The 16,236-nt window shown below is 37.1% G+C and carries 17 protein-coding genes and 2 pseudogenes; 8 read left to right on the forward strand and 11 right to left on the reverse strand.

Features of this window, described 5'->3' with window-relative positions; genetic code table 11:
• Window positions 1-8 precede the first annotated feature (8 nt).
• On the reverse strand, window positions 9-2,555 hold the full coding sequence (gene nirB / locus EG365_RS00060; protein ID WP_000780165.1) for a nitrite reductase large subunit NirB: 2,547 nt from the start codon (window positions 2,553-2,555) through the stop codon (window positions 9-11).
• An 11-nt stretch (window positions 2,556-2,566) separates the two neighbouring features.
• Window positions 2,567-2,908, reverse strand: a complete 342-nt coding sequence (locus tag EG365_RS00065) for a hypothetical protein (RefSeq protein WP_000114559.1) — start codon at window positions 2,906-2,908, stop codon at window positions 2,567-2,569.
• A gap of 384 nt (window positions 2,909-3,292) precedes the next feature.
• Between EG365_RS00065 and EG365_RS00070 the strand changes: the two genes are divergently transcribed.
• Entirely contained in the window at window positions 3,293-3,883 is a 591-nt protein-coding gene (locus EG365_RS00070; protein ID WP_001125255.1) for an ANTAR domain-containing response regulator, read from the forward strand.
• Window positions 3,884-4,894 (forward strand): ABC transporter substrate-binding protein, encoded by a 1,011-nt coding sequence (locus EG365_RS00075; RefSeq protein ID WP_000039932.1) that lies wholly within the window; start codon window positions 3,884-3,886, stop codon window positions 4,892-4,894. It abuts the gene before it with no gap.
• Between the two features lie 16 nt (window positions 4,895-4,910).
• Here the strand turns inward: EG365_RS00075 and EG365_RS00080 are convergent.
• A pseudogene (locus EG365_RS00080) lies at window positions 4,911-5,011 on the reverse strand (hypothetical protein).
• Between the two features lie 216 nt (window positions 5,012-5,227).
• Here EG365_RS00080 and EG365_RS00085 point away from each other — a divergent pair.
• From EG365_RS00085 to accC, 4 genes are all read left to right on the forward strand, one after another.
• On the forward strand, window positions 5,228-6,556 hold the full coding sequence (locus tag EG365_RS00085) for a Y-family DNA polymerase (RefSeq protein WP_000652023.1): 1,329 nt from the start codon (window positions 5,228-5,230) through the stop codon (window positions 6,554-6,556).
• A 235-nt stretch (window positions 6,557-6,791) separates the two neighbouring features.
• Complete coding sequence (gene aroQ, locus EG365_RS00090) at window positions 6,792-7,247, forward strand: type II 3-dehydroquinate dehydratase (RefSeq protein WP_000099412.1); 456 nt, start codon at window positions 6,792-6,794, stop codon at window positions 7,245-7,247.
• 17 nt (window positions 7,248-7,264) lie between these two features.
• Entirely contained in the window at window positions 7,265-7,684 is a 420-nt protein-coding gene (gene accB, locus EG365_RS00095; protein WP_000354611.1) for an acetyl-CoA carboxylase biotin carboxyl carrier protein, read from the forward strand.
• A 16-nt stretch (window positions 7,685-7,700) separates the two neighbouring features.
• Window positions 7,701-9,071 (forward strand): acetyl-CoA carboxylase biotin carboxylase subunit, encoded by a 1,371-nt coding sequence (gene accC / locus EG365_RS00100; RefSeq protein ID WP_000939648.1) that lies wholly within the window; start codon window positions 7,701-7,703, stop codon window positions 9,069-9,071.
• A 54-nt stretch (window positions 9,072-9,125) separates the two neighbouring features.
• On the opposite strand, the gene EG365_RS00105 is transcribed toward accC, so the two are convergent.
• A complete protein-coding gene (locus EG365_RS00105) occupies window positions 9,126-9,629 on the reverse strand; it encodes a hypothetical protein (protein WP_001238663.1) in 504 nt (167 codons plus the stop codon).
• Between the two features lie 147 nt (window positions 9,630-9,776).
• Entirely contained in the window at window positions 9,777-10,940 is a 1,164-nt protein-coding gene (locus EG365_RS00110) for an MFS transporter (protein ID WP_001182864.1), read from the reverse strand.
• Between the two features lie 474 nt (window positions 10,941-11,414).
• Here EG365_RS00110 and EG365_RS00115 point away from each other — a divergent pair.
• Both EG365_RS00115 and EG365_RS00120 read left to right on the forward strand, forming a co-directional pair.
• Window positions 11,415-12,580 (forward strand): IS3-like element ISAba22 family transposase gene (locus EG365_RS00115; protein WP_085942227.1). Its coding sequence is split into 2 segments (ribosomal slippage): window positions 11,415-11,673 and window positions 11,673-12,580, totalling 1,167 coding nucleotides; the frame shifts between segments, so codons are not numbered across the junction.
• 31 nt (window positions 12,581-12,611) lie between these two features.
• Window positions 12,612-12,821: pseudogene (locus EG365_RS00120) on the forward strand (DUF4113 domain-containing protein); the annotation flags it as partial.
• Window positions 12,822-12,825: 4 nt separating this feature from the next.
• Here EG365_RS00120 and EG365_RS00125 read toward each other — a convergent pair.
• From EG365_RS00125 to EG365_RS00150, 6 genes are all read right to left on the reverse strand, one after another.
• Complete coding sequence (locus EG365_RS00125) at window positions 12,826-13,419, reverse strand: hypothetical protein (protein ID WP_000151893.1); 594 nt, start codon at window positions 13,417-13,419, stop codon at window positions 12,826-12,828.
• 6 nt (window positions 13,420-13,425) lie between these two features.
• Window positions 13,426-14,073, reverse strand: a complete 648-nt coding sequence (locus EG365_RS00130) for a hypothetical protein (RefSeq protein ID WP_001109862.1) — start codon at window positions 14,071-14,073, stop codon at window positions 13,426-13,428.
• A gap of 10 nt (window positions 14,074-14,083) precedes the next feature.
• A complete protein-coding gene (locus EG365_RS00135; protein ID WP_000999701.1) occupies window positions 14,084-14,764 on the reverse strand; it encodes a hypothetical protein in 681 nt (226 codons plus the stop codon).
• A gap of 188 nt (window positions 14,765-14,952) precedes the next feature.
• The gene (locus EG365_RS00140; RefSeq protein WP_001019736.1) at window positions 14,953-15,498 is read right to left on the reverse strand and encodes a glycoside hydrolase family 108 protein; all 546 of its coding nucleotides are present in this window, start codon (window positions 15,496-15,498) and stop codon (window positions 14,953-14,955) included.
• Window positions 15,499-15,540: 42 nt separating this feature from the next.
• Window positions 15,541-15,930: a hypothetical protein gene (locus EG365_RS00145; protein WP_000433900.1), complete on the reverse strand. Its 390-nt coding sequence runs from the start codon at window positions 15,928-15,930 to the stop codon at window positions 15,541-15,543.
• 77 nt (window positions 15,931-16,007) lie between these two features.
• Entirely contained in the window at window positions 16,008-16,235 is a 228-nt protein-coding gene (locus EG365_RS00150) for a hypothetical protein (protein ID WP_001104857.1), read from the reverse strand.
• Window position 16,236: the final 1 nt, after the last annotated feature.

Here is a 16,236-nt window from a genome sequence, read left to right on the forward strand (position 1 = left end):
ACTCTCCTTTATGCTTCAACCATTGGAATACGGTCTTCTGAACGTTCAGCTTCAGTTAATGGGCGGATTTGACCACGTTCAGTTGTAAATTGAATGTGCGGATCAGCTTGTTCATTTGCTCCTGCATTGATATAAGTCTGGAAGCGTTTACGAACTTCTGGGTTTTCGACAGCTGTACGCCACTCGTCTTGATATGTACCAATAATGTGTTCCATACGGCGCTCAAGCTCGGCCGCTAAACCAAGAGAGTCATCAACGATCACAGATTTAAGGTAGTCTAGACCGCCTTCCATGTTGTCACGCCATACACTGGTACGTTGTAAACGGTCTGCCGTTTGAATGTAGAACATAAAGAAACGGTCGATATAACGAATAAGTGTTTCTTTATCGAGGTCAGATGCAAGTAATTCTGCATGACGCGGTTTCATACCACCGTTACCACATACATAAAGGTTCCAACCCTTTTCAGTGGCAATCACGCCTACATCTTTACCTTGCGCTTCCGCACACTCACGTGTACAGCCAGACACTGCCATTTTCAATTTATGTGGTGAACGCAAACCTTTGTAGCGGTTTTCAAGTTCAATCGCCAAACCAACCGAGTTATCTACCCCGTAACGGCACCAAGTGCTACCTACACAAGATTTCACTGTACGTAACGACTTACCATAGGCATGACCAGACTCGAAGCCCGCAGCATTTAACTCTTCCCAAATAAATGGAAGCTCATGAACTTGCGCACCAAACATATCAACACGTTGACCACCAGTAATTTTGGTGTACAAGTTATATTTCTTCGCAATTTGGCCAATCGCAATTAAGCCATCCGGAGTGACTTCCCCGCCTGCCATACGCGGTACAATGGAGTAAGAGCCATCTTTTTGAATGTTACCTAGGTAGTAGTCGTTACTGTCTTGCAGACCTGCATGACTTGGCTTAAGTACGAAATCATTCCAGCAAGATGCCAGAATATTTGCTGCTGCCGGTTTACAAATATCACAACCTAAACCATGACCATGTTGATGAATTAAATCATCAAATGTCTTGATTTCATTGACACGAACCAAGTGATACAACTCTTGACGCGAGTACGGGAAATGTTCGCAAATGTGATTGTTAACAGTCACACCTTGACGTTGTAACTCTGACTTCAATACTTGAGTTACTAATGGTGCACAACCACCACATGCTGTTGCTGCTTTGGTGCATTTCTTTAATGCACCTAAAGAGGTCGAACCATCACTAATTGCTTGGCAGATGTCTGCTTTTGATACGTTATTACATGAGCAGATTGTTGCGCTGTCTGGCAGTAAATCGACTCCGCTACCACCAGATTTTGCTGCTGATTGCTCAAAACCCGGCATGATTAAACTTTCAGGCACTTCCGGTAAAGCCAGACCATTCAACATCATTTGTAAAAGGTCGTTGTATTCTTTGGCATCACCCACTAAAACCGCGCCAAGCAATTTGGTTTTGTCGGCATTTACAACAATCTTTTTATAAACCAGTGCATGTTCATCTGCATAGAAATAGCTTAATGCACCTGGGGTCATAGCATGTGCATCACCAACAGAAGCAACATCAACGCCCATCAACTTCAACTTGGTGCTCATGTCTGCGCCAGCGAAGCAATGACACTCTTCATCTAAAATGTGTTTTGCTGCAATACGCGCCATGTCATAGCCCGGTGCAACCAAGCCATAAATTTTATTTTGCCAAAGCGCACATTCACCAATGGCATAAATGTTTTGATCTGATGTTTGGCAATAATCATTAATTACAATACCGCCACGCTCACCAATCGCAAGTCCGCTATTACGCGCTAATTCATCCCGTGGGCGGATCCCCGCAGAGAATAAAATCACATCAGTTTCGAGTTCACTACCGTCGGCAAACTTCATCACATGAGTGGTATTTACACCAGACTCAATAGACTGAGTCGCTTTTTGTGTATGGACTTTTACACCTAAATCTTCAATTTTACGGCGTAAAACCTTGCCCCCTAAATCATCAATTTGAACTGCCATTAAACGTGGTGCAAACTCAACAACGTGTGTTTCTAAATCTAAATCACGTAATGCTTTGGCTGCCTCAAGTCCAAGTAAACCACCGCCAATTACTACGCCTGTTTTAGCCTTTAAACTTGCTGCACGAATGGCATCTAGATCTTCAATGGTACGGTAAACAAAACAGTTCTCGCGGTCATTACCCGGAATTGGCGGAACAAATGCATATGAACCAGTCGCCAGCACCAACTTGTCATAGCTAATCACATCACCATGATTGGTTGTTACGGTTTGTGCAGCTGTATCAATCGCCTCTGCTTTAGTATTTAAACGCAGGTCAATGCCATACGCATCGGCAAAATCAAAGCGTGCTAAAGATAAATCTTTTGCCGATTTCCCTGAGAAGTATTCAGTCAAATGCACGCGGTCATATGCGATACGAGGTTCTTCTGCAAGAATCGTGATTTCCAGTTCATCATCTGCTTTTTCTAAAATGGCTTCGATGAATTTGTGGCCCACCATACCATGACCAATCATTACCAATTTCATAGTGTTTCTCCTCAAATCACGTTGCTTTTAAGCTGCGTTCTTGCGTTCTCAAATAGACATTGTTGTTTTGCCTTGTGCTCTACCGAGAAACGTATCAACATCACAAAGCGTATAGCTGCTTGGAACCCATTTTTTCCACTCGTTGACGACACCCAATGCATAGCAAAGTCATAAAAACAAATAAAAAAAGCGAGCCCCCTCATACGGAAGGCTCGCATCGCTGAAACTGAAAAATTAGTTAATTCAGATGTAACTTTTTTATGCAATAAAAATAAAGACATAACCTTCACTCCGACTGAACGTAAATTTTCTGTGTGTACAGTTGCACTCACAAATTCGATCAGAACGGACATCGTTGGCCGTCTTTAAAACTTATGGTCGTCTTCGACCTGTAATTAACTAAGCATTTTGCATGCCAATTCTTTTTAAAATTAATATTAATAATTTTTTATTTTTATTTTCAACCACTTAATATAAAACCCATTTTTATCCAAAAAGAATATTTAATTTTCCCTGCACTATTGCAGCTCGTCTATATGGTTTAAACAAAAATAAGTCTTGCCACAAAATGAATCGCTTTTTTGCACCAATATTGGTCAAAACAATACTTTGGCATAGTAAAGGACCACTCATGCCTGATTTTTTGTTTAATTTTGGATGGCACTAATCTTGCTTAAAACTTAATAACAAAAAACGCGTCGAATTGGCGCATTTTCTTAGCCTGATTTTCTGAACTTATGCCAAAACTCAAAATAGCTCTTATCGATGATGATCATGCGCGGGCCGACTATATAAAAAATAGTCTGCTTGAAAATGACTTTGAAGTGGTTGCCTGCCTTACTTTGGACCACTTAAATATTTTTCGTCTTGAAGATTTACAAGCCGATGTCATCTTGCTCGATATGGATCATCCCCATCGTGACATTATTGAAAGTTGTGTGAGTAGCTATGACCTACCAACTGTTCTATTCACTAAAAATTCAGATAAAGACACCATCAAACAAGCTATAGATGCAGGCGTAACGGCTTATATTGTAGATGGCATAGACCCCACCCGCTTACATACCATTTTAGAGATTTCAATTGAGCAATATAAAAAACATAAAAAGCTCGAAGGTGACTTAAAAGAAGCTCAAACCAAACTGGCAGACCGTAAAGATGTTGAAAAGGCCAAAGTGCTACTCATGCAACTGCATGGCTTACCTGAAGACACAGCTTTTCAATTACTCAGAAAAAATGCCATGAGTCACCGTATAACGATTGGAGAAATGGCACGGCGTTTACTTGACGCTCAAAAATTACTAAATGATCAACTAAAGGATGAATAAATGAGCAAATTAGAAAAGACTCAATTGCAACTCGGCTATATTCCTTTACTTGATTGCATCGCTTTACTTTGGGCAAAGCAGCAAGGTTTCTTCGAAGAAGTCGATTTAGATGTTACCTTAGTCAAAGAAGCATCATGGACAAGTCTACGCGACCGTTTAGCTTTTGGTTTATTAGATGCTGCACATTGTTTATCTGCGATGCTCCCTGCAGCAGCAATGGGTGCAGACCAAATTGGTATTGCACTGCAAACCCCGCTCGTTTTAAGTAAAAACCGTGCTTTTATCAGCTTAAGCCAAAAATTAATTTATCAACTGGCTATTCAAGAAAGCGATAATGCACAAACTACCGCCCAAAAAGTTATTCAATACATTGAACAAGATCATACTCTTTCTCTAGCCCATGTATTTAAACATTCAATCCATCATTATTGTTTAAGAGAATGGCTTGCCTTGGCAGACTCTAGAATAGCTCAAACGCTCAAACTCAAAGCACTTCCGCCACCGTATATGGTCGAAGCTTTAGATAACCATGTGATTGATGGTTTTTGTGTGGGAGAGCCTTGGAATACTCAAGGTGAACTTTTAGGTTTAAGTAAAATCGTCTGCTCAAGTCAAGACATTATTCCCAATGTGGCAGATAAAGTTCTCGCAGTAACTCAAGAATGGGCTGAACAACATCCTCAAACCTTAGTTGCCCTTACAACGGCAATTATGAAAGCTCAAAAAGAATTGAGTAATTTAAAAGATTTTGCACCTATCTTAAAGTTATTGGTCGAGTTTGGGATTGTCCGATTTCACTGCTCTGAAGAAGTACATGTCGATAAATATTATATGATTCAAAATATTGTAAAGTACTTGGTTAAAGAAAATGCGGCTCCCCAACCTGAAGATTTCCATTGGTTATTTCAGCAAATGCAAAAATGGGAAAAACTTCAATTAGCCCCTGATCAAATCATAGAACTGAGTGCACAATGCATTAATCTCGATTGCTACAATCAAGCCAAACTCTAAAAAATACTTAAGCACATTATAAAAAAAAGCTGTCTTTATTAACAAAGACAGCTTGAAAGACCCATAAGACAAATGCGTTATACGCATTACTACATTTAAAAGACTCAACTCATCCATTAAATATAGCTCTTATGTTTCCGATCATAACCAATTAAAACTTATCATTTTCAGTCATTTCCATATCAATAACTGACATTTCATAGACTTTATCTCCTACCTATAATTTCGACGAACAACCGAAACTCCCCTAGATATCAGTCTGTAATTTTGTTAACTTGATTATGTTACAAATTCAAAATGCAGATTTCAATTAATGAGTAAGGGAATGAAATCATGAAAGATATCTCACACCGTGAAGTTTATGCACTGGTTGATATTAATAATTGCTATGTCAGCTGTGAGCGTCTTTTCAACCCTAAACTCAATGATAAACCTGTAGTTGTTTTATCTAATAACGATGGATGTGTGGTCTCACGTAGTGAAGAGGCAAAACTTTTAGGAATAAAAATGGGAGTACCTTGGTTCCAAATTGAAAAAGATGCTTTACAAGCAGGCGTTCAAGTCTATTCAAGCAACTACACTTTATATGCCGAGATGTCCCGCCGTTTTTTTGCTGTTCTCGGTGAGTTTTTCTCTCCAGATGATTTAGAAGCCTACTCTATAGATGAATGCTTTATTCATCTCACCCCTTACCTCCAATCTATCGATATCTCTGACTACTGCAATAAAGTGAGAAGCACTCTCCTAAAATGGTTAGGCTTACCTTGTTGCATTGGAATTGGATATTCAAAGACACAAGCAAAACTTGCCAATCACTATGCTAAGAAAATTAAAAGTTTTAAAGGAGTATGTAATTTCATCACCTTAGATCCATTAATTATGGAAGACCTCATGCAACAGACATCAGTCAAAGAGGTATGGGGAATCGGCTATCAATTAGTCAAACAGCTACAAAGTTATGAGGTGTACACATGCCTAGACTTAACTTTTGCCAATGAACACCATATGGCAAAGGCATTTTCTGTGGTCATGGCACGCACCATTCGTGAGCTAAAAGGCCAATCCTGTATTCAACTTGATGATCCAGCTATTCCAACGAAACGGATTTTAGCATCACGAAGTTTTGCTCAAGCTTTATCCAGTATTGAGATTATTAAACAAGCACTTATCTTTCACCTTAACCGGGCACATCGCCGTTTAATGAAACAAGAACAACTTTGTGCCTGTGTTCAAGTTATGCTTTATGAAAAAACCGACAAACCGCCCTATAAAAAAGCCACATCTCAAGCAATTGGTCTTCATTATGCAACAGATGATTTATGCATACTTACTAAAGCAGCTATGCAGCAAATTGATGTTTTATATAAAGAAAATAAAAGTTACATAAAAATTGGAGTATTATTTTGTGCTCTACACGCACGTCAGCAACATATTGATGATTTATGGCAGCCTCTGGAACTTATTCATCAAAGACAACAATTGATGGAAACTTTAGGTACAGTCCGTAAGCGCTTTGGTAGCCACTATTTACAAGTTGGATATCACTCACGTAATCCATCTTGGCAAATGAAACAATGTCATCGCTCAAAAAATTACCTAACTCGCTGGAATGAAATGTTAACGATTGAAGATGCTTATACCCCCGTTACACAAAATACATGAACTGTTTTTGTCAATTCGGTTTAAAATAAGCTCCGTTAAATTACTTGAAATTTTGTCATTTTTTAACATTGCTAATTCGTCGCAAAATTTACAATATATAAGCCGAATTTGGTGTACCCTTTCTGCGACAATTAAAAGAAATTATAAAAAACTTGTAGAAACATATGCCATAATAAGCAAACTTTGCAGACATCTTGCAAAGATTATTTGCAACTTTAGAGCTGGAGCAATCTGAATGAGTTCGACCATTTTGGTAATTCATGGACCGAATTTGAATTTGCTGGGAAAACGCGAACCAGAAGTATATGGTCATCTTACCCTAGACAATATCAACCAACAACTTATTGCTCAAGCTGAACAAGCCTCAATTACACTAGATACTTTTCAAAGCAACTGGGAAGGTGCCATTGTTGACCGTATTCATCAGGCACAAACAGAAGGCGTAAAACTAATTATTATTAACCCTGCTGCCCTCACTCACACTTCAGTTGCTTTACGCGATGCCTTACTTGGCGTTGCCATTCCCTTTATTGAAGTACATTTATCAAATGTTCACGCACGTGAAGCTTTCAGACATCACTCTTATTTATCAGACAAAGCAATTGGCGTGATTTGTGGTCTAGGTGCAAAAGGTTATAGCTTTGCTCTCGATTACGCTATTGAAAAAATTCAACCATCTAACCCAAACTAGTTCAGGAATAGTCGCCCATGGATATCCGCAAAATTAAGAAACTCATCGATTTAATGATTGAGTCTGACTTGCAAGCGATTGAAGTTAAAGAAGGTGATCAATCGATCGCTTTAACTCGTCGCAATCCTGTCGTTGCTGCGGCTGGTGTAGCACTTCCGGCAGCTCCTGTTGCTGAAGCACCTGTTGCAAAAACACCACGTGGAGCAGTTGAAACTTCTCCTATGGTTGGTGTGTTCTATGCTGCTCCAAGCCCAGGCGAAGCACCATTTGTTAAAGTAGGTCAAACAGTATCTGCTGGTGAGACTTTGGGTATTATTGAAGCAATGAAAATCATGAACCCGATTGAAGCAACTCAAAGCGGTGTGATTGAAGAAATTTTAGTGAAAAATGGTGAAGTGATCCAATTCGGTCAACCTTTATTCCGTTATCGCGCGTAATACCCCGGGGACATCTATGTTGCAAAAAGTTTTAATTGCAAACCGTGGTGAAATCGCTTTACGAATTACCCGGGCTTGCAAAACATTAGGAATCAAAACTGTTGGTATCTATTCAGATGCCGATAAAGATTTGATGCATTTACGTTTCGTTGATGAAGCAGTATGTATTGGTCCGGGTGCAAGTAGTGACAGCTATTTAAACATCCCGGCAATTATTACTGCTGCAGAAATTACTGGTGCCGATGCAATTCATCCAGGTTATGGCTTCCTTTCGGAAAATGCCGAGTTTGCTGAAATTGTAGAAAGCTCAGGTTTCACATTTATTGGCCCTCGCCCAGAACATATTCGTTTAATGGGTAACAAGGTTTCTGCAATTGTTGCAATGAAAAAAGCTGGCGTACCTACGGTACCTGGCTGCGACCATGCTGTAACTATCCATAACGCATTAGCTGAAGCGAAAGAAATCGGTTTCCCGCTTATTGTTAAAGCGGCAGCTGGTGGTGGTGGCCGTGGTATGCGTATTGTTGAACGTGTAGACACACTACTTGAGTCAGTTCAAGCGGCTCAACGTGATGCAGAAATGTGGTTCGGCGATGATACCGTGTATATGGAACGCTTCTTACAAAAACCTCGCCATGTCGAAGTTCAAGTTTTGGGTGATGGTAATGGCCACGCGATTCATTTATATGACCGTGACTGTTCATTACAACGTCGTCACCAAAAAGTGTTAGAAGAAGCTCCTGCTCCAAATCTACCGGAACAAGCACGTGCTGATATTTTACAAGCCTGTGTACACGCATGTCAGTTAATGCAATATCGTGGTGCTGGTACGTTTGAATTCTTATTTGAAGATGGTGAATTCTTCTTCATTGAAATGAATACTCGTGTTCAGGTTGAGCACCCTGTAACTGAAATGGTAACTGGGGTTGACATTATTGAACAGCAATTACGTATTGCAGCTGGTTTAGGCTTAGAGCTTCAACAAGAAGATATTGAAGTTCGTGGTCATGCCATTGAATGTCGTATCAATGCCGAAGATCCAACAACATTCTTACCTTCACCAGGTAAAATTGAAAGTTTCTATGCACCAGGTGGTGCGGGTATTCGTTTAGATTCTCATATCTATCCTGGATATAGCATTCCGCCATATTACGATTCAATGATTGCAAAATTGATTGCTCATGGTAAAGATCGTGAAACTTCACTTGCCCGCATGCGTCAAGCGTTAGATGAAATGATTCTTACAGGAATTAAAACCAATATTCCTTTACATAAAGATCTTATTTTGCAGGATAAAAACTTCTGTTCTCAAGCAATGGACATCCATTACCTTGAAAAACACTTGTTAAAGCAAGTGGAAGAAGAAAAGAAAGCTGAAACTGCTTAATCTGCTTCATATAAAAAAGCCTCTTAAATAAGAGGCTTTTTTATATCTACTTGTTTATGGCAACATTCGGCGTAAAGTTGCGAAACATTGCTCACCCTTAGCCGTTGAGCAGAAATTAATAGTATGGTCATTTTTCCATTGCACGAAATATTGAGAAATATCACCTGTCTGATCTTGCTTCTGACCAGAACAATCTACTTTATTATTATCAAACTTAATTTGCATTACTAAAGCCGATAGCTGCTCTTTAGGGTCATCAGATGGCTGATATTCATAAATACCGTATGACCACTCTTCACCACTTTTAATCACCACATCGTTACTACTGCGGAAATTATAATACTCTACACATTTTTTATTATTTGGAATCTCCATTCCCCATAATCCCATAATTTCAGGACGCGTAACAATACGTATAGCATTAGGATTACTTGCAGTGCGAACAGGTTGTTCTGTTGGCTGTTGAGTCACTGTCTCAGCCATAGCAAAACCAGAACAAGCCAATAATAATCCCATAATATAAATATTTTTCATAGATTTATTAATCATTAAACGCATGGGTTTAAGTTAGCACATTTTTTTAGAAAAACATTGTTTCATAACCATATAAAAACAATATTTTTCAACCGTAACGAACCGATACTTCTCATCAAACAATTTCTATCTTTAACTCTGTATTCCTAACAATTTTTATCACTATTTAATCTAAGAAACTGACTTTTCGATTTGTTTAGGTAACCAATAGACAAAGCACATACCAAATAGAACCACTAAAGCAGCGATCATAAAAATATGCTCGCCCGTAAGAATTTTCCAGTAATGACCAGCCAAAATGCTCCCAAACGCCACTCCAAGCCCCCACATGGTGCTATAAAAAGCCTGACCTCGACCTTGTTGCCCTATTGAAAAGTTTTGAAAGATAAGCCTCATTGCGATGAGATGAAATAAGCCAAAACTAAAAGCGTGTAGGCACTGTGCAAATAACTGACCTATGAAATAGTGAGAGAAAATAGCAACTAATAACCAGCGTATACTTGTCAAAATCAAACATACTGCTACAAGGCTACGCCAAGAAAAATATTTAAAAAACGTAGTTGCATATGCAAACATCACAATTTCAGAAACCACGCCCATAGCCCATAAAAAACCAATTTCCGTTGTACTAAAATTTAACGATTTCAGAAAATTGCTATAGAAGCTATAAAAAGGTGCATGTGAAAAAAGAAGAATAAACTCAATTGTGAAAAAAGCAGCAACTTCAGGACGTTTCAGCACAGGCAATAAAGGTTCTAAATGCTTTTGTGAAGTTGGGGCCCCTTCTGGTTCACGTATCGTAAATGCCCAAATAAATGCTAATGAGGCAATGATAAGCAATAATATAGGCAACATTGAAATCGGAATGATTTCTAAAATTGCCCCTATTGTAAATACACCTACAATAAACCCAACTGATCCCCATTTTCGAATCTTGCCATAAAGTTTCGCCCTTTGGTCTCCTAACCAAAATAAAGTTACTCCTTCAAATTGAGCTAAAATAGCATTTTGAAAAAAACTAAAAATAAGCATCAATAAAGCAACTGACTGAAAAGTATTAGGAATTATAAAAATAGCCAACCATATACATGCCTCCATCCATGTGGCAATCCGCACTAATAGCATTCTTTTACTGGATTTATCGGCGATCCAGCCCCAAACTAAAGGGGCAAAGAAGCGCGTCACAATAGCAATAGAAGATAAAATACCTATCTCTTGATAATTAAATCCCTGATCTTGGAGATATAAGTTCCAATACGGCATAAATGTGCCAACAATGGAATAATAAAAGAAGTAGAATCCTGACAGTCTAGCTGTAATTGTTAATGGTTGCATTCGGTTGCTTTATCTTGCATTTTCAAATAGTTAATCATAATTAAAGTTGCATCCGCTTGTACCACAATGCTGTATTTTGCAATTCAACAGTCTACAAATCAGTCTACAAATTTAATTTTCAATTAATTTAAAAAAATTTGTAGACTGCATGCTTTTTAAGCAAAACATATCCAACTTTCAAACCTGAGTAATTCTATCATTTTGAATAGTTTATAAATGAATTATTATCGATTCTTAGTTGATAGTTGTTTTTTATTAAGAATGAGTGAAGAACTTATGAAAGATTGGGTTTACTTCTACATTGAGCATACTATTAAATATGGTAAGCCGTATCGACAAAGAAGGAATTAAATATAAGAAGTGCGGTGTAGTGCTGACCTGTTTAGAGCCAAAGTATGGACATACTTATGATGTGTGCTGAAAAAACAGGAGGTTTTAACTTGGTAAACTAAACACACTCATCAGGAGTTTACCATGAGCAAGAAACACAAGACTTACACCACAGAATTTAAAGCTGAAGCCATCAAATTAATTGAAGCCAATCAAGGCAATGTCTCGGAAACAGCCAGACAACTTAGCATTTCAATGCAAACTCTTTCAAATTGGAATACCAAAGCAAAGGCTGGAACTTTAGCAGGTACAAAACAGTATTCACCTGATCTAAACGCTCTACTCGAAGAAAATAAAAAACTCAAACAACAGCTCAAAATAGCTGAAATGGAACGTGAATTTTTAAAAAAGGCAGCAGCGTACTTTGCCAAAGAAAGTCAGTAAGGTACGCCTATATGAAACAAAAAAGATATTCTTTTCCAATTACCTTAATGGCTCGATTACTTCATGTTTCAGTTTCATGTTTTTATGATTGGCTCAAGAGAGGCGTGAGCAAAAGAACGATTCAACGAAATCAACAGACGATATTGGTGAAAATAGCCCATGAGGAGACAAAGCAGAGCTATGGTTATATTCGATTAACCAAATACTTACAAGCTCAGGGCATAAAAATGAGTATGTACGCTGTACGTCAGATAAAAGCGCTGAACCACCTGTATTGTAAGCGACACAAGCGTTTTAAAAGGACTACGAATAGTGACCATAATCGAGCGATCTATGAAAACCTGCTGGAGCAACAATTCTCAATGACTAGACCAAATCAAGCATGGTCAAGTGATATTACGTACATATGGACTGTTGAAGGATGGCTGTACTTAGCAGCGGTAAAAGACCTTTACACGAAGCAAGTGGTTGGCTATAGCTTAAATGAGCGCATGACAACACAGCTTGTTTGTAATGCGCTAAATATGGCTATTCACAATCAAAAACCAACCAAAGAACTGATTGTGCATTCAGACAGAGGAAGTCAATATTGCAGCCATGAATATCGAAATATACTTGAGCAATATGGTTTTCAAGGTTCAATGAGCAAGCGCGGAGACTGTTACGATAATGCACCGATTGAAAGCTTTTGGGGAATACTGAAAAATGAGTTAGTGCATCATTACAACTATCAAACCAGAGAAGAAGCCAAAGCAGATATTATAAAATACATTGAATTATTTTATAATCATCGAAGAATTCAAAAGGGTTTGGGTTTTAAGACACCAAATCAAATGGCCGAAGACTTTTATAAGTTGGCTGCCTAGAATCTCCCAAGGGAAAGTCTCCTGATAATTCAGCGTATATCATTATGACCTATTAACTGACTTTAAACAAATAGAGAAAAAGGAATGTTTAATGCAGGCTATGGATGGTATCCATAGTAAGTTTGGAAAGAAAAAATTAGGTGTCGGACCATGTTTTGTTCCTGGTCGGAACTGGTCGATGAGTAGAGATAAACTTAGCAGGAATCCTTTTAAGTGGGATGAATTATTAACTATAAAATAAAAAATTAAACTTTTACAAATTCGCCGTTTTCCTGTTTAATAAGTGCATTACCATTTTGATCTAAAACTGGCAAACCTAATTTAGATTGTAGTGAAGGATGTAATAATTTTTGGTCAACTATACCTTCATTAATAGCCTTTAAAAGCATATCTTTTAATTTTCTTTCATTATAAGTTCTGACACTTTCAGATCGTAAGGAAGAAATAATCAATTGAGATACTTTTCCCAATTTTTCATAATTTAAATCAACTAAATCATTATGTAATTTAGACAAAGATTCAATAATTGTATCTCCTTCCGTTACTGCAATCGGCAACCCTAAACTATCTACATCTTCTTTTGAAAAATAAACAATTTGAATTCGATTAAGTCTTTCTAATTTCGTATTGGTAATCAAAGCAAGAATAGCTTTCTCTATTTCAGCATCAGTACAATTTTCAACTGCCCAAACAGATAAAGTATTTTGAGAAGTTTTTAAACAAGTAGTTAAGGCATCGGCTCTGACAAAAGGTATAATTTCTGAATCCAGTGCTTTTTCTGCAATTTCCTCTTCAGAAGGCCATTTTGCTTTACTTATCTTTCTTACAAAAATAGTCATATTAAATTAACTACCTTTATTATCTTCTTCATACAATTCAACCAATTCTTTTCTATAGTCATCAATCCATTTTGGAGTTAACTTAGAGTGCTTCAGTACATTATTATATGATGGAAGCATTAATTTCTCTTGAATTCTTAATGCATATTCTTTGATTTCAGTATCTTTATGATTAAGAACGATAAGAAAATTAGTTAAAAATTGATGATCAATAAAATCAGGAGCAATATTACCTAAAATTTTTAAAATATTAAGAAGAACCTTTGTGTTATCAAAAGAATCAATAATCCATTGGCTAATTTGTTCTTGAACTTCAACTTTACTATGTTTATAAAAGTTGATTAATTCATTTTCAATAGGTGAAACATAATCGACTGGCACATCTTCATATCTCAGAAAATTATCAAATTTATTCTTAAAAATATCAAATTCTCTTTTAATTTGCTTTAAGCTCTCTTCCCCTATCTTTTGTTCTATAACAGTGGGGTCAGTAATACTAACTACGTCTGTATTTAAGTAATCTTTTAAAAAAGACTGTATCTTATCGGTTTGCCAAACCGTTTTTATTGTTTCAATCTCGTACTTAGTGATTATCTTTTTATGATTACCACTTTCATACATAGTATTATTAGATAAATTATTTGAATAGTTCATATAAAAAATCTTACATTGATTCTAAAATAAATTTCTTTGAAGCATTTATAAACTTTACTACATCCTTACTTGTAAATCTAAAAACATCCTTAGTAGATAACGTATTAACATCATAAACACTTGCTAGAGTATTTCGAGAAACTCCTGATTCATGAGTTACATAATCTTTTGAAACAGATAAATTTACCATTTCATTTAGTTCCGCCATAGCAAAACGAGTAACTTTTCTCGATCTATTCTCAATAACATTTCGATCTAATTCTTCTGAAGTACAATACTCGCGTAATGTAACCTCATTATAATCCTCCCTAATAAGAACTAGCCCCAATCTTTTTGATTGTTTATAGTTTATATATGGGGTCAGATCCGAAAACGATTTAAAAAACTTTTCAAATATACTTTCTAATTCCTCTATTTTCTCAAAGGAATTTAAAAATACAAGTGAATCATTTCTAATTTGGTAGGTACATTTTTGATTGCTACTAACCAAATCAATAAATTTAGTTATCTTTTTTGTTTGAGAACCATCCTGAGAATTAATCTCAATTAATTGTTCAGTTATTTCTTTTGGAAACAACAAATGATTTATAGCAAATTCTTTTACTAATTTATCAAGTGTTTCTGGCTTAGATTGAATGGGGGTTAAACCTCCATTTATAACAATTTGTAATTGGAAAACTTGATCGTTCATTGTATTGAAAGCAAAATATAATTAAGTTTTATTTTACAGAATACACTACATCTGAACAATCCCCCCCTAAAATTTAAAGATTATTACCAATCAATCCTATAACTTACCTATAAACTTTTACAACTACCTCACTATACGTCGAAGTAACTGTGCAGTCTTGAGTAGAATGCACAGTAAAATTAGGTACTTCACATTGATACTCGATTAGCAATCCAGCCATAGAAAAATTGTTCTTGGCTTGGATTGCGCTCACAGATTTCAATGTAACGCTGACCTTGCATAATATTCAGAACTCGAACTAAAACTTTTTCTCCTTCTTTCCCGCGTTTGACCAAATAAGTTTTGAGTGCATTAAGAGTTGCCGGACCATATATCCCATCTACTGATAAATCTGGCCACCCTGCTTTACCATTGTTATTTAGGAGATTCAAAGCACGTTGTAAAAGAGGTTTTGCAAATCCGGTACCGCAATTCACACCAGTGTCTAGAAGCTCTTCAGCTACAGCAGAAGAAATGATATTCACCTGATCAAAACGTGGGGCTGTCCAATAGTTTTTGCGATAAATTGCTTTGGCCACTTCAAGAGGCAAATCTTTCATATTGCCCTTAAAACCATTTGTACGTGCTACAGCTTGAGTAATACCGTATTTGGTTGCACCGCCCCGATCAGCTGGGTTATTTACATACCCGCCTTCACGCTTAATTAATTCATCAAGATATTGTTCAATGTTCATTTCACTTTCCTTTAGATAATAAAAAACCGCCCGAAGGCGGCATTAACTGTTTTCGATATCTCTTTTAGCTTTCTTAACTTCTTTAAGTACTTCAATAATCGTCTTACCTTCCTGTTTGTTAATGAAGTTAAAGATCCAGCGGACTAAAGCCCAGCCAGGTAAACCACAAACAAAGAAGAATCCTCCAAGAGCAATCATCCCCCATATATCAGTAACCCATTCATGAAGCCCCCATTTCACGATAATGAATGAGCCGCCAGCGAGGCTTGATACAACCGTACAAATCAAGCCCACTGCCCACTCTTGTGGTGAGCGTGGCATACGTGTCATTAATACAACTGCTACAACCAAGCTGGCCGCCAAAGCCACCACAATTGCAAACCCATAAAATTTTAATAGTGCTGTAAAGCCACTAGTGGAAACTGGTTCCATTTATTTCTCCAGATTTTTTGGCATTAAAAAAGCCCTAACTTATTTAAAGCTAGGGCTTGTGTGGTTTTGCTGTGTAGTTACGATGCTTTTTTAATTACAAGCTTATATCTACTACCAATAAAATCAGGATCATCTTCAATTGATACTTCCGCATTGAAGCCTTTTTCACGAAGTAGATCTGAAATGGCCGTTGTTGTTTCTTCATTTAAAGTCATCTTTGAATAAAGAGTACATACTCCGTTTTGTGCAATGTCTGCTTCAATCTTTGGTAAAGCACCTTCTACATACATTTCTGCGTAGTTCATA

Origin of the sequence: Acinetobacter sp. FDAARGOS_494, assembly GCF_003812225.1 — a bacterium.
Classification (GTDB): domain Bacteria; phylum Pseudomonadota; class Gammaproteobacteria; order Pseudomonadales; family Moraxellaceae; genus Acinetobacter; species Acinetobacter baumannii.

What these genes read in the sequence shown, in the direction of transcription:
- nirB (WP_000780165.1), bottom strand. Translation starts at nt 2,555, where the DNA reads ATGAAATTGGTAATGATTGGTCATGGTATGGTGGGCCACAAATTCATC.
- EG365_RS00065 (WP_000114559.1), bottom strand. Translation starts at nt 2,908, where the DNA reads ATGTCCGTTCTGATCGAATTTGTGAGTGCAACTGTACACACAGAAAAT.
- EG365_RS00070 (WP_001125255.1), top strand. Translation starts at nt 3,293, where the DNA reads ATGCCAAAACTCAAAATAGCTCTTATCGATGATGATCATGCGCGGGCC.
- EG365_RS00075 (WP_000039932.1), top strand. Translation starts at nt 3,884, where the DNA reads ATGAGCAAATTAGAAAAGACTCAATTGCAACTCGGCTATATTCCTTTA.
- EG365_RS00085 (WP_000652023.1), top strand. Translation starts at nt 5,228, where the DNA reads ATGAAAGATATCTCACACCGTGAAGTTTATGCACTGGTTGATATTAAT.
- aroQ (WP_000099412.1), top strand. Translation starts at nt 6,792, where the DNA reads ATGAGTTCGACCATTTTGGTAATTCATGGACCGAATTTGAATTTGCTG.
- accB (WP_000354611.1), top strand. Translation starts at nt 7,265, where the DNA reads ATGGATATCCGCAAAATTAAGAAACTCATCGATTTAATGATTGAGTCT.
- accC (WP_000939648.1), top strand. Translation starts at nt 7,701, where the DNA reads ATGTTGCAAAAAGTTTTAATTGCAAACCGTGGTGAAATCGCTTTACGA.
- EG365_RS00105 (WP_001238663.1), bottom strand. Translation starts at nt 9,629, where the DNA reads ATGCGTTTAATGATTAATAAATCTATGAAAAATATTTATATTATGGGA.
- EG365_RS00110 (WP_001182864.1), bottom strand. Translation starts at nt 10,940, where the DNA reads ATGCAACCATTAACAATTACAGCTAGACTGTCAGGATTCTACTTCTTT.
- EG365_RS00125 (WP_000151893.1), bottom strand. Translation starts at nt 13,419, where the DNA reads ATGACTATTTTTGTAAGAAAGATAAGTAAAGCAAAATGGCCTTCTGAA.
- EG365_RS00130 (WP_001109862.1), bottom strand. Translation starts at nt 14,073, where the DNA reads ATGAACTATTCAAATAATTTATCTAATAATACTATGTATGAAAGTGGT.
- EG365_RS00135 (WP_000999701.1), bottom strand. Translation starts at nt 14,764, where the DNA reads ATGAACGATCAAGTTTTCCAATTACAAATTGTTATAAATGGAGGTTTA.
- EG365_RS00140 (WP_001019736.1), bottom strand. Translation starts at nt 15,498, where the DNA reads ATGAACATTGAACAATATCTTGATGAATTAATTAAGCGTGAAGGCGGG.
- EG365_RS00145 (WP_000433900.1), bottom strand. Translation starts at nt 15,930, where the DNA reads ATGGAACCAGTTTCCACTAGTGGCTTTACAGCACTATTAAAATTTTAT.
- EG365_RS00150 (WP_001104857.1), bottom strand. Translation starts at nt 16,235, where the DNA reads ATGAACTACGCAGAAATGTATGTAGAAGGTGCTTTACCAAAGATTGAA.